10 protein-coding genes are annotated in these 12,284 nt (G+C 72.6%); 5 read left to right on the plus strand and 5 right to left on the minus strand.

Annotation, left to right across the window (positions count from 1 at the left end; genetic code table 11):
* Positions 1-82: 82 nt before the first annotated feature.
* The gene (locus tag RKD23_RS02705; RefSeq protein WP_424852098.1) at positions 83-1,174 is read left to right on the plus strand and encodes a hypothetical protein; all 1,092 of its coding nucleotides are present in this window, start codon (positions 83-85) and stop codon (positions 1,172-1,174) included.
* A 44-nt stretch (positions 1,175-1,218) separates the two neighbouring features.
* Here RKD23_RS02705 and RKD23_RS02710 read toward each other — a convergent pair whose 3' ends face one another.
* The 4 genes from RKD23_RS02710 to RKD23_RS02725 form a co-directional block, all read right to left on the minus strand.
* A complete protein-coding gene (locus tag RKD23_RS02710; RefSeq protein ID WP_424852099.1) occupies positions 1,219-1,794 on the minus strand; it encodes a transcriptional regulator in 576 nt (191 codons plus the stop codon).
* Between the two features lie 113 nt (positions 1,795-1,907).
* Positions 1,908-3,425: a helix-turn-helix domain-containing protein gene (locus RKD23_RS02715; protein WP_424852100.1), complete on the minus strand. Its 1,518-nt coding sequence runs from the start codon at positions 3,423-3,425 to the stop codon at positions 1,908-1,910.
* The gene (locus RKD23_RS02720) at positions 3,425-3,733 is read right to left on the minus strand and encodes a helix-turn-helix domain-containing protein (RefSeq protein WP_424852101.1); all 309 of its coding nucleotides are present in this window, start codon (positions 3,731-3,733) and stop codon (positions 3,425-3,427) included. The genes RKD23_RS02715 and RKD23_RS02720 overlap by 1 nt, the downstream gene beginning before the upstream one ends.
* A gap of 74 nt (positions 3,734-3,807) precedes the next feature.
* Positions 3,808-5,517, minus strand: coding sequence for a SpoIIE family protein phosphatase (locus RKD23_RS02725; RefSeq protein ID WP_424852102.1), 1,710 nt, complete (start codon positions 5,515-5,517; stop codon positions 3,808-3,810).
* Positions 5,518-5,657: 140 nt separating this feature from the next.
* On the opposite strand from RKD23_RS02725, the gene RKD23_RS02730 reads away from it, so the two are divergent.
* On the plus strand, positions 5,658-5,879 hold the full coding sequence (locus RKD23_RS02730; RefSeq protein WP_424852103.1) for a hypothetical protein: 222 nt from the start codon (positions 5,658-5,660) through the stop codon (positions 5,877-5,879).
* Positions 5,880-6,157: 278 nt separating this feature from the next.
* Here the strand turns inward: RKD23_RS02730 and RKD23_RS02735 are convergent, their stop codons facing one another.
* The gene (locus tag RKD23_RS02735) at positions 6,158-7,093 is read right to left on the minus strand and encodes a LysR family transcriptional regulator (RefSeq protein ID WP_424852104.1); all 936 of its coding nucleotides are present in this window, start codon (positions 7,091-7,093) and stop codon (positions 6,158-6,160) included.
* A 185-nt stretch (positions 7,094-7,278) separates the two neighbouring features.
* Here RKD23_RS02735 and snpA point away from each other — a divergent pair, with 185 nt between their 5' ends.
* The 3 genes from snpA to RKD23_RS02750 all read left to right on the plus strand — a co-directional run bounded on the left by snpA (position 7,279) and on the right by RKD23_RS02750 (position 12,279).
* Positions 7,279-7,947: a snapalysin gene (snpA, locus tag RKD23_RS02740; protein WP_424852105.1), complete on the plus strand. Its 669-nt coding sequence runs from the start codon at positions 7,279-7,281 to the stop codon at positions 7,945-7,947.
* A 226-nt stretch (positions 7,948-8,173) separates the two neighbouring features.
* Positions 8,174-9,931 carry an ATP-binding SpoIIE family protein phosphatase gene (locus RKD23_RS02745; RefSeq protein WP_424852106.1) on the plus strand — a complete coding sequence of 586 codons (1,758 nt, stop codon included), beginning with the start codon at positions 8,174-8,176 and terminating at the stop codon, positions 9,929-9,931.
* A gap of 254 nt (positions 9,932-10,185) precedes the next feature.
* A complete protein-coding gene (locus RKD23_RS02750) occupies positions 10,186-12,279 on the plus strand; it encodes a SpoIIE family protein phosphatase (RefSeq protein ID WP_424852107.1) in 2,094 nt (697 codons plus the stop codon).
* The last annotated feature ends 5 nt before the right edge of the window (positions 12,280-12,284 follow it).

Genomic DNA, 12,284 nt, shown 5'->3' on the forward strand with positions numbered 1-12,284 from the left:
TTCTGGGGGACTCACTACCGGCACAGCCGCGCCTCTGCCGTTCTCACCCTCCATTGCCCGTCTTCGGCGAAAAGGGGAAGAGATGACCACGACAACAACAGGCAGAGCCGCACGGTGGCCGGCCCGAATGCTGCGCGTCCTGATGACGCTCGCGCTCACCGCGGGCGTCTTCGCCCTCGCGCCGTCCACCGCTCACGCGGCCGCGACCCGCGGCTTCGCCTACGTATGGGCGAACCAGCCGTCCGCGTCGCTCAACACGCCGTACACGCCGTCCGGTTACTACAGCCGCAACTCCACCGGCGCGGTGAACTCGGTGGTCCGCACGGGCGTCGGCCAGTACACGGTGCGCATGCCCCGGCTGGGCCTGCTGGGCGGCACGGTGCACGTCACCGCGTACGGGGCGACCAACCACTCGTGCAACGTGGCGTACTGGTCACCCGTCGGTGACCGGCTGGACGTGCACGTACGGTGTCACACGGCCGCCGGGTACCGCGCCGACACCTACTTCACCGCGAGCTATGTGAACACCGCCTACCTCGGCGGCAGGTTCGGCTATGTGTGGGCCGACCAGCCGTCCACGGGCTCCTACACACCGTCCACGACGTACCAGTTCAACTCCGCCGGTGTCCGCAACACCATCACCCGCAGCGGCGTCGGCCGGTACGCGGTGCGGCTGCCCTCCATCGGCTCCGCGGCCGGACACGTGCAGGTGACGGCGTACGGCGATGTCGCGGCCCGCTGCAAGGTCGTCAACTGGTACCCCTCCGGGACCGCCCAGATGGTCAACGTCCGCTGCTTCACCCTCGGCGGCGCCCTGCGCGACACCCGCTTCACGCTCACGTACACACGCGGCACCGGCCTGCTGCGGACCACGCCCGCCGCGTACGCCTGGGCGAACCAGCCGACCACGGCCTCGTACGTGCCCTCGGCGGCGTACCGCTACAACTCCGGCGGGTACACCAACCGGATCACCCGCCAGGGCGTCGGCGTCTACCGTGTCTCGACTCCGGGCATGCCCCTGGGCTACGGCGATGTCCAGGTGACCGCCTACGGCTCCGACTCGCGGTACTGCAAGGTCGACCACTGGACCCCGAGCACCGGCATCCAGGTCCGCTGCCTCACCGCCTCCGGGGCGGCGGCCGACACCTACTTCGACGTGTCGTTCGTGCGCTGAGCAGGGCTGACGGGCGTCAGGGGGCCGCCATCCCCTGATGCCTGTCAGGCGGCGAAGCCGATGTTGGTGACGTACTCGTACTGGCCCCACTCGGACCCGAGGTCCACCACGGCGTCGTTGACCCAGGCGTCGTCCAGGGCGGCCTCGTCGTCGGCGGCCCAGGCCTCGACGATGCGGTCCCAGTGGCGGACGTTGAGGGTGCGGAAGGACAGGGCGCGCTGGTGGGGGCGGGTGACCTGGGACTGGTTGAGCGGGTGGAACTCGACGCGGGTACCACGGCCTTCGCGGTTGAGGCGGGCGAGCAGGTACTTGGCCACGTTGTGGCGGCGGACCGTGAGGTACGCGGTCTCGATGGTCCGCAGGTTCTTCTTCGACGGGTTGCGCCTGCCGTCCAGCCAGGCCTTGAGCGTGCGGTCGGTGACGGTGAGTCCGGCCGCGCGGGCCGCTTCGCGGGCATGGCCGGTTCGCGTGAGGTAGTGCAGCCGGGCGAGGAGGCCGCGCCGGTGTGTGACGGGGGTGGCGACGAAGTTGGCGAGGGCGTTCAGCTGACGGGCCACGGCTTCATGTCCCTTGATACCGCGTGCCCCGAATTTCCCGAATTCGATATTCCTCTCGGGCACCTTCGTCTCCTCGCCCCGCGGATAATTCGACGAACCGTCATGAGCGTTCGTGGTAAACCGGGCCAACCTTACAGGATTTCCCTGGCGGGAAAGCCGGCAGGCTCTTCAGCCTTTCACGTTCCTACGGTGTAGACGTCCTTGACCTTCACCTCGGTGACCCCGCGGCCCTCGGTGAAGACCGCGCGCCAGTCGCCGATGACGTGCAGCTCGTCGGTGCCCATGGCGCGCACGACCATCAGGCCCTCGTCGTAGGCGCGGTGGGCCTTCCACCACAGGTTGGCGAAGGCCTGGCTGCGGATGAGGTGCATCCAGTCGGTGCGGTACAGCTCGCGGTTGTAGTTGGACTCGCCCAGGGTGGAGACGAACTTCGAGTACATCGCCTTGACGTACTCCAGTGTCACCTCGTCGTCCTCGGCGATCGCCCGGTCCCGGGCGTCCTTGAGCGCCACCCGGAACTTCTCCAGCAGGCCCTCGGTGGCGCCGGACGTCCACGACTCGTGGATCTCCGGAGGGTCGCACAGTCCGTACTTGGGCCCCGAGATCCGCAGCAGCAGGCGCAATGTCGCCTCGGTCACCCACAGCGGGCCCGGCTCGTCCCGGCTGCCGATCGGGTTGGGCAGGTAGGCGTCGTGGTCCCAGTCGGACGGGGTGATCAGGTGGACGCCGGCGCGGCGCGGGTTGTGGTGGTTGCCGGTGGAGTGCTCCAACTGGCCGAGCGGCAGATGGGTCTTCAACGCGCTCAGATACGCGCCGTTGACGTCGAGCGCGGTCACCTCGTGCTCGCCGGGAGGCAGTTCGGAACGGGCCCACTTGGGGCGGGCCTCCCAGATCAGGTCCGGGCCCCGGGAGGACTGCTTGCGCAGTACGTCGGGCAGCCAGGGGTGGGCGACCACCTCGTAGCGGCCGCCCTTGCGGCTGTGGTCCAGCAGCGCCATGGCGTCCGGGATCGCCCGCTTCACCAGAGCCTTGGTCGCCGCCTCCACGTCACCGGAGTGCTCGGCGAGCGCGCCGGCGACCGCGGAGCCGATGAGGTCCGGGGTGTCGGCGGTCTTCAGGCGACGACCGACGGGGACGACCTTCACCCCGCCTCCCGCATGCCCCTGCCGGCCGGAAGGCCGAGGATGCCGGGGACCCTGGGATCGCTGGGGCTCCACCCGTGCGGGCGCTGCGGGCTCGGTCGTCCGCGCCGGCTCGTCGGTGCCGCACTCGGCCGGATCGAGGTGCTGCGGAAAGCCCGCGACCTGGTGGCGGGCGGGCTGCCCGCACAGCACACAGGGCCGGGGCGTGGCGAGCGTGTCGACGTCGTCGTCCTGATCGGCCGACAGCTCGGCGTCCGGCTCGGCGCCCAGCTCTTCGGGCAGGGCCTCCTCGGCGGACTCACCCGTCTCGGCGGCCAGTTTGGCCTTCGCTCCCTCAAGAAAGTACGCGTACTTCTCCCGCACCTCGCCGCTCGGGTCCCGCCCGGACTCCCAGCCAGCGACCGTGGAGGGGCTCACTCCCAGGGCCTGAGCCAGCTGCGTACGCGAGAGGTTCAGCTCCTCGCGCAGGGTGCGCCGTTCCTCGGCGGGCGGCAGCGGGACCTCTTTGCGGGCCTGGGCGAGCAGGGCGTCGATCGCGCCGAAGTCTGTCATCACGCGCCTCTCTCGACGGCTGCGGGCCGCTGGTGGCCGGCCTGGCGGCCGGGGGTGCGGCGGCGTGCGGTGGGCAGTGCCTCTGTGGCCCGGGTGGGGCCCGCCAGGAGTTCGAGTACGTCGATGCCGTAGTGCGCGGCGACCGCCTCGCAGTCGAGCAGACTCCAGGCCGCGGCGCCCGACTGACGACGGCTCACCTGCGCCTGGCTCACACCGAGGGCGGCGGCGAGCTCGGTCTGCGACTCGCCGGCGGCGTGGAGCAGTGCCGCCACCGCCGATCGCACCCGTTCTTCGAGGCTCATACCCATGGCGAGAAAGCTACTACGGATTGCTCATCGTCCATGCGTATCCCGCATTCGTGGGATGTTCCTTCGGCAAGGAGTCAGCCCGGGCGCAGGGCGAGCAGGGCGACGTCGTCGTCGTTGCCGGCCGGGCGGACGCGCTCCAGCAGGTGGTCGGTGAAGGAGGACAGGGGCCGGTGGGCGAGGGCGGCGGCGTGCCGGCTGAGGCGGTTCAGGCCCTCGTCCAGGGAGTGGCCCGGTTCCTCGATGAGGCCGTCGGTGTAGAGCAGCAGGGTGGATCCGGGTGCCAGGAGCGCGACCGCGTCGGGGCGCGAGCTGTGCTCCCCCACGCCCAGGAGGATGCCCTGACCTCCGGTGAGGTAGGTGGCCCGGCCGTCGCGGCTGATCAGCAGCGGGGGCGGGTGGCCGGCGTTGCACCAGGACAGCTCCCAGTGGCCTTCCGCCGCCTCCTCGATCCGGCCGAAGATCATGGTGGCCATGGAGATGTCGGTGAGGTGGGTGACCGCCGCGTCGAGCCGCTCGACGATCCGGCTGGGGGACTCCTGCTGGGCCCAGGCATAGGCGCGGAGCATGTTGCGCACCTGCGCCATACCCGCCGCCGCCTCCAGGTCGTGGCCGACGACGTCGCCGATGGCGAGTGCCGTGGAACCGTCGGGCAGGGGGAAGCTGTCGTACCAGTCGCCGCCGACCTGCGAGGCGTGCGGGGCGGGCTGATAGCGGGCGATCATCCGCAGCCCCGGCACGCGCGGCAGTTGGGGCAGCAGGTGGTTCTGCATGGTCTCGGCGACCTTGCGCTGACGCTGGTAGAGGCGCGCGTTGTCCAGAGCGAGGCCGGCGCGGCTGGCGATGTCCTCCAGCAGCGGGAGGTCCGCGGTGGTGAAGTCCCCCGGTCTCTGCGCGCGGCCGAGGGTCAGGGCGCCCAGGACCGCGCGGGCGCTGCGGAGGGGGACGATGGCCGCGGAGCGGATGCCGGTGACCTCGAAGAGGCGGCGCTGCTCGACCGCGATACCGGAGTCCGGGGCCCGCCGGTAGGTCTCCGGCCCGGTCACCGTCGAGGCCACCCCCCGCAGGGCCCGTGACAGGGGCATCGGCGACTCGTCCAGGACGGGCGGCATCGGCCCCTGCAGATCCTCGTGGTGCACCAGGGCGGCGTCCTCGGCGTGCACCACTGCGGTGCGCCACACCTCGTCGCGCTCCGCGACCAGGTCGACGACCGCCCAGTCGGCCAGCCGTGGCACCACCAGCGAGACCAGCCGGCGCACCGCCTCCTCGGTGTCGAGGGTCGAGGCCAGCTGCGTGGTGGTCTGTGCGAGCAGGGCCAGGCGTTCGAGTTCCGTCAGCGCCCCGGCGGCCTGCTCCGACGGCTCGTAGGGCTCCTGCTGCTCGTCGCTGGGGTGGAACACCACCAGCGTGCCGGGCCCGGAGCCGTCGATGCCGTACGGGGTGACCAGCCAGGACACCGTCAGCAGGGTGCCGTCTCCGCGTGCGAAGTAGTCCCGCTGCTCCTGGGCGGTGCGCCCGGCGTGGAACGCCTGCCGCATCCGGCAGCGGCTCGCCGGCAGCGACTGACCGTGCCGGTCGCGGTGCAGCAGGTCGTGGGCGTCGTGGCCGAGCAGGTCCTCGGCGGGCCGGGCGAGCAAGCGCTCGGCGTGCGCGTTGACGGCGGCGACGCGGCCCCGCTCGTCCACCACGTACGCCCCGGTGCCGATCGCGGCCAGGGCCGCGGACAGTGCGGCATCCGTTCCCTGGAGCCGCGCCTCGAGTCCGTCCGTGCCTTCCGGCCCTGCCATACCCGCGCCTCCTCGGTGCCCGCCCGGCACGCCGCCCGCTCGTGGCCGTGTCATGCCGGTCCTGCCGTCCCTCTACGGTGTGCCCCGCGACCGGCGCACCACATCATGCGCCTCGCCCGGATCAGCGGCAGGCTGGGGCCATGGCCACCGATCAGCCCGTCGTCGTCTTCCCGCCCTCCTCCGACGGCGGCCGGCGTGTCCGTATCGACGGCCGGTTCGTGGGCATCGCCTACGGCCTTCTCGATCTCGTGGCCTTCGTGCAGGAGGCGGGGCTTCAGGACTGGGACGAGATGGATGTCGCGCGGGCCTCGCTGATCGAGTGGCGCGGGGGCGGCCCGGACGCCTGGTCGCCCGAGGAGTGAGCCGGCCGCGGCCGTGAGGCGCACACAGGCCGTCGTACGACGAATGGGTGAGCCCCTGCCGCCGGGGGCAACGGCAGGGGCTGTGGCCCCCCTTCCACCGGGGAGTGGGAAGGGGACAGGGCACCGCCCCCGGGGAGGTGTCGGACCGCCACGGGGAGCACCGACGGGGCGGTGGCGATCACAATGCGCCAGGTTGGCTGAAACACACAAGGGTCTCGACGCCTCCAATCGCACTCTTTCCCGGCGCTGTTCTCCTTCTGGCCTCCGCCCGGACGCGTTCATCGGCGCCCGAAGCAGCCCAGCCACTCCCGGTAGGCCGGCGCCTCACGGGCCACCGCCCAGTAGGCCTCCTCCAGATCCGGGTAGACGTCGTCCAGTTCGGCCTCCGTGCGGGCCGCCAGCAGCAGGCGTACGCCGATCGGGTCGCCCTCCAGAGGGCGGATCGCGAGGCCGTGGCGCGGGTGGGCCGTGGGCTGGCTGACCGTGACCACCTCGCCGATGGCGGCCAGCGAGTACGCCGTGAGGTAGTCGCCGTGCAGCATCTGCGGGCGCAGACCCGCGGCGCGCAGGACCCGGCTCAGGCCCTCCCACTCGCCGTCGACCGTGGAGTCGACCATCCACCGGTCGCCGGCCAGGTCGGCGAGCCGCACCCGGCTCCGGGACGCCGCCGGGTGGTCCGCGGCGAGCGTCACGAACTGCGGCTCGCGCTCGACGAGGACACGCAGGCGAAGGCCCGGCGGGATGCGCAGCGGGCTGCCCTCGACCTCGTGCACGAAGGCCATGTCGAGCCGGCCCGCGGCGACCATGTCCAGCAGGGCCCTGGCGGAGACGTTCATCTGCAGGACCGGTTCGATCCGCGGTTCCCGTGCCCGCAGCCGGCGCAGCCAGCCCGGGATGGCCCGGCTCGCCGTGGCACCGATGCGCGGGTGGAAGCCGTCGGCGGCACGGGCGGCCGTCGCCCTGGCCTCGGTGACGATCGCCTCGAACTCCGCCACCAGAGGCCTGGCCCGGCCCAGGACGGCCAGCCCCAGCGGGGTCGGCCGGCAGCCGGTGCGGACCCGTACGAACAGCGGGGCGCCGAGCGCGTTCTCGATGCGCCGCAGCTGGGTGCTCAACGAAGGCTGGGCCAGGCCGAGTTCCCGAGCCGCTTTGTGCAGGCTGCCGGTGTCGGCGATGGCGCAGAGCACGCGCAGGTGCCTCACCTCGAGCTCCATGGGGGGAGAGCGTAGGGCGGCGCACGGCACCGCACCAGATGTTCAACTTCCAACGAAGCGGGACGAGTTGGCCGCCGATAGCACTGCGCTATCCCCAAATGCCATCATCCGCAAGCTCGTTCGTCTGTCCGAGACTCAGGGGCAACCCATCGTTCAACCCCACAGGACGAGTAGGAGCCCCCCACATGTCGCAGTTCCGTACGAGGAGACTTCTGTCCCTCGCGCTCGGCCTCGGTCTGGCGTCCGCCGCGCTCGGCACCGCGAGCCCGGCGAGCGCCGGCACTCCCACCGAGGTCCCGGCCCGCACCGCGACCGCCGGCTACGTCGGCTCGGCCGGTGAGACCGGCAACAAGGCGTTCTTCGACGCCGTCCTCAAGTCGGTCGCGAAGAGGCAGACCGCCCAGGCCACACCGCTCGCGGTGACGGTCTACTACAACGCGACCCGGGCCCCGAGCTTCCGCTCCCAGATATCGAGCGCCGCCTCCATATGGAACAGCTCGGTGTCGAACGTCAAGCTCCAGGCGACCTCGGGCGGCGCCGACTTCGCCTTCTACGAGGGCAACGACCCTCGCGGGTCCTACGCCTCCACCGACGGACACGGCAGCGGCTACATCTTCCTGGACTACGCCCAGAACCGGCAGTACGACTCGATCCGGGTCACCGCTCACGAGACCGGCCATGTGCTGGGGCTGCCCGACCATTACAGCGGCCCGTGCAGCGAACTGATGTCGGGCGGCGGTCCCGGCCCGTCCTGCACCAACCGCTACCCCGACGCCACCGAGCGCTCGCGGGTCAACCAGCTCTGGGCCAATGGCCTCGCCAAGGCTCTCGCCGAGGTGAACGCCACGGGCTGACGGCGCCGGACACCTGCGGCTGACCTGCCCCGCGGCGGGCGAGGACCGGAAATCGGGCCTCGCCCGCCGCTTCTCGTCCGGCATCTCCGTGCCCGTCCGGCACCCCCGTACCCGTTCGGCATTCCCACGCAAGCGACCCGCTGCCGCCATCGCGAGGGCCGGGGAGACAGGCGCCCCGGCGATGCGCCGGGCAGAATCGAGGGGAGGAGAGCGGGATGGAGGTGCCGTGGGCGGACGACAGCGGGCCGGCGGCGTGTCGGGTCCGGTCCAACGGTTCCTCAAGGGGCACCGGGCGCTGCGCGGCGTCCTGTCGCCGGTGACCGAGGCCCTGGCCGCGCGGCACCGGCTGACCTGGCTGAACGCGGCGGGCGTGCGGATCGGCACCACACTGGACCTGCGTCGCACCGCCGAGGAACTGGCCGACTTCACGGTGCCCGAGCTCGCGGACGGCTGCGCGGTGGACCTGCTGGACTCGGTGCTCCGCTTCGAGCGGGACGACCGCGACGGGCATGGGGCGCCGCCTCTGCTGCGGGCCATGGCGGTGTCCCAGGTGGAGGGTCTGGAGCTGGCCCCGGATCCCGTGGGAGAGCTGTCCGTGCACACCCCGCAGCGTCTCGGCGCCCAGTGCCTGAAGTCGCGCAGGCCGGTTCTGCTCGGCCGGATGAGCCCGGCCGACTACGACGCCGTGGCGCCCGGCCCGGAGGCGGCGGAGCTGATGCGCCGGGCGGGCGTGCACTCGTACATGGCGGTCCCGCTGATCGCCCGGGGCATGCTGCTCGGGCTCGCCGACTTCATCCGGGCCGGCCGGCGTCCCTCGTTCACCCGCGCCGACCTGGCGCTGGCCACCGAGCTGGCCTCGAAGGCGGCCGTCTACATCGACAACGCCCGCCTGTACGGACGCGAGCGCCTCCAGGTCGTCACCCTGCAGCGGACGCTGCTGCCGCGGGCCACTCCCAGCACCCCCGGTCTCGAGGTCTCCTCGTGCTACACCCCCACCGCCGACCCGGCCGGGGTAGGCGGCGACTGGTTCGACGTGGTGGCGCTGCCTAGCGGCCGCACGGCGGTCATGGTCGGGGATGTGATGGGGCGCGGCCTGGCCGCTGCGGCGACCATGGGCCGGGTGCGCACGGCGGCCCGCACGCTGATGGCCCTCGACATCGCGCCCGAGCGGGTGCTGGCCCGTCTCGACCTCGCCGTCCGGGACCTGGAGGAGGACCAGGTCGCCACCTGTCTGTGCGCCGTGTACGACCCGTGCGGCAGCACCTTCCGCATCGCCAGCGCCGGACATCTGCCGCCCCTGCTGACCTCCGCGGACGGCACGGCGTCGTTCGTCGATCTGCCGGTCGGCGCGCCGCTGGGCACCGGGATGATCCCGTACGACCCGATCGAGTGGCCGGTGGTGCCGGGCGGGCGGCTGATGCTGTACACCGACGGGCTGATCCGGTCGCGTACGGCGGACGTCGACGAACAGCTGGCCGGTCTGCTGCGGACCGCCCGCTCCGCCCTCCCGCAGGCGGCGGCGGTGTGCGACGCGGTCAGGGCGGACGTGGGCGGGGACCCCACGGACGACGCCATCGTGCTCGTCGCCGACACGGTGCCGCTCAGCCCGGACGGCGAGGCGTACGTGTGCACGCTGCCCCCCGACGGGTCGGCCGCGTCGCAGGCCCGGCGTACCGTGCGGGGCGTGCTGGTGAAGTGGGGACTGCAGGACCTCGTCGACAGCACCGAGCTGGTGGTGAGCGAGCTGGTGGGAAACGCCCTGCGCTACGGACATGCCCCGGGCGAGCTGCGGCTGGTGCGGCACGAGCGGCTGTCGGTCGAGGTGTCCGACACGGGCCCGGACCTGCCGCAGATCCAGCACGCCGGCCTCAGCGACGAGGGCGGCCGCGGACTGCAGCTGATCAACATGATGTGCCGGCGCTGGGGCGCCTGCCGCACCCCGACCGGGAAGGTCGTCTGGGCGGAGCAGGATCTGCCGTCGTGACGCGGACGCAGTGGCCGGGCCGTGAAAAGCGCGCTCATGTGCCGGCGGGGTGACCATGGTGATGTGGAAGCGAGGCTGCAAGCCACTCCGGCGCGGTCGTCCGGCCCTCCGGCCGGCGGGCCGGTGAGCGACGCGGACCGCTTCGGCCGCTGCGGGTCGTACGAGGTGCGGGCGGAGCGCGGGACGGGCGGCGCGGGTCCCACCCGTGTGCGCGGCGAAGCTCCCGCGGCCCGGCGACGGCGAGGAGGCGGCCGGTGAGCGAGCCGGTGGAGGAGCTGATCAGCGGCGCCGCCCGGGAGGCCGGCGGATGGATGGGCGCGCTGGCGATGGCGCAGGTGGCCACCAGCGCCGACGGCATCGTCGTGCGGTGGAACCGGGCCGCGCAGGAGCTGCTCGGTCACACCCCGCAGCAGGTGGTGGGGCGGCACATCGCCGAGCTGCTCCATCCCGGTGTGGACCGCAGCCTGGGCCGGTCGCTTTGGGAGGCGGCGGCCGGAGGGCGGAGCGTGATGGGAACCGTCACGGCGTGGCACGCCGACGGGCACCCGGTCGAGCTGGAGATCTGGGCCAGTCCCGTCGTCGACCGCCACAAGGACACCGCCGCGATGATCGTGTTCGCCGCCGACGCGCACGCGGCCCGCCGTATCCGGGGCTCCTCGGCGGTGTGGGACGGCCTCTTCGACCGCTCACCGGTCGGCATCGGGGTGCTGGACACGGAGCTGCGGTTCCTGCGCGTCAATCCGGCCCTGGAGCGGATGAACGGCCTGCCGGAGTCCGCCCATGTCGGGCAGCGGCTGTCGCAGTTGCTGCCGGAGGTCAACGCGCAGGACATGGAAGCGGCCATGCGCAGCGTCATCGACAGCGGGCAGCCGGTCCTCGACCGCCGCCGGGTCGGCCGCACCCCGGCCGACCCCGACCGCGACCGGGTGTGGTCGTGCTCCTACGTCCGGGTCCAGGACCCGGCGGGCCGGCCGATCGGTGTCATCGCCTCGCTGCTCGACATCACCGACCAGCAGCGCGCCCATATCGAGGCCGAAGCGGGCCGGCGCCGTCTGGCGCTGCTCAGCGAGGCGTCGATCCGGGTCGGCTCCAGCCTGGAGCTGGAGCGCACCGCGCAGGAACTGGCCGACCTCGCCGTGCCCCGCCTGGCCGACGCCGCCACCGTCGACGTGCTGGACACCCTCGCCCGCGGCGACGACCCCGGTCCGGGCCTCTCCGGCGGCATCGGGCTGCGCCGCCTGGGCAAAGCCCCGCTGACCGGCTCGCCGATCACCGAGATCCTGGCCCCGCTCGGCCGCACCCTGGTCTTCCCCGCCACGGCGCCCTACACCCATGTCCTCGCCGGACGGCATCCGTTCCTGCTGGCCCACATGGACGCCGGGGCCATCGCGGGCGCCGCCCGCCACACCAGACGGCCCGCCCTGCTGCTGGGGATGGGGGTGCATTCGCTCATGATGGTGCCGCTCGTGGCCCGGGACCTGGTGCTGGGCATGGCGACCTTCTACCGCGCCGGCCACGTCGGCCCCTTCGACGGCGACGACGTCGCCCTCGCCACCCAGCTCGCCGCCCGTGCCGCGATCAGCATCGACAACGCCCGCCTGTACCACCGTGAGCACGACACCGCCGTCACCCTTCAGCGCAGCATGCTGCCGCAGCACATCACCCCGCCGGCGGACCTCGAGGTGGCCCACCGCTATCTGCCGGCCAGCGACGCGAACGAGGTCGGCGGCGACTGGTACGACGTGCTGCATCTGCCCGGCGGCAGAACCGCCCTGCTCATCGGGGACGTCATGGGCCACGGCATCTCCGCCGCGGCCGTGATGGGCCGGCTCTCCTCCAGCGTCCGTGCGCTGGCCCGTCTGGATCTGGAACCGCGCGACATCCTCGGCCAGTTGGAGGCCGCCCTGGACGACCTGGCCGAGCCGATGATCGCGACCCTGCTGTACGCCGTCGTCGACCCGGCGACCGGTCAGTGCCGCCTCACCCGTGCCGGGCATCCCCCGCCCGCCCTCGTCGCCCCGGACGGCACCGTACGCCTTCTCGACCTGCCGCCCGGGACGCCTCTGGGGGTCGGCGGCGAGCGCTACACCACGACCGACCTCATCCTGGAGCCCGGCAGCCTTCTCGTGCTGTACACCGACGGACTCATCGAGTCCCGCGGCAGCGACATCGACGAACGCCTCGCCGAACTCACGCACGCGCTCGCCGAACCGTCCCCCTCCCTGGACGCGTTGTGCGACGGTCTGCTGGCCCGCCTGGTGCCGGCTTCCGCCGACGACGACATCGCCCTGCTGGTCGCCCGCACGCCGCGGGACAGGGCGCGCGGACGGGGCGGGCCACAGGCCTGAGCCGT

This window comes from Streptomyces sp. SAI-170 (assembly GCF_049739565.1).
Lineage (GTDB): Bacteria > Actinomycetota > Actinomycetes > Streptomycetales > Streptomycetaceae > Streptomyces.

Excerpts from the sequence above, each read along its gene's own strand:
- RKD23_RS02705 (WP_424852098.1), top strand. The coding sequence starts at position 83 with ATGACCACGACAACAACAGGCAGAGCCGCACGGTGGCCGGCCCGAATG.
- RKD23_RS02715 (WP_424852100.1), bottom strand. The coding sequence starts at position 3,425 with ATGACAGACTTCGGCGCGATCGACGCCCTGCTCGCCCAGGCCCGCAAA.
- RKD23_RS02720 (WP_424852101.1), bottom strand. The coding sequence starts at position 3,733 with ATGGGTATGAGCCTCGAAGAACGGGTGCGATCGGCGGTGGCGGCACTG.
- RKD23_RS02725 (WP_424852102.1), bottom strand. The coding sequence starts at position 5,517 with ATGGCAGGGCCGGAAGGCACGGACGGACTCGAGGCGCGGCTCCAGGGA.
- RKD23_RS02730 (WP_424852103.1), top strand. The coding sequence starts at position 5,658 with ATGGCCACCGATCAGCCCGTCGTCGTCTTCCCGCCCTCCTCCGACGGC.
- RKD23_RS02735 (WP_424852104.1), bottom strand. The coding sequence starts at position 7,093 with ATGGAGCTCGAGGTGAGGCACCTGCGCGTGCTCTGCGCCATCGCCGAC.
- snpA (WP_424852105.1), top strand. The coding sequence starts at position 7,279 with ATGTCGCAGTTCCGTACGAGGAGACTTCTGTCCCTCGCGCTCGGCCTC.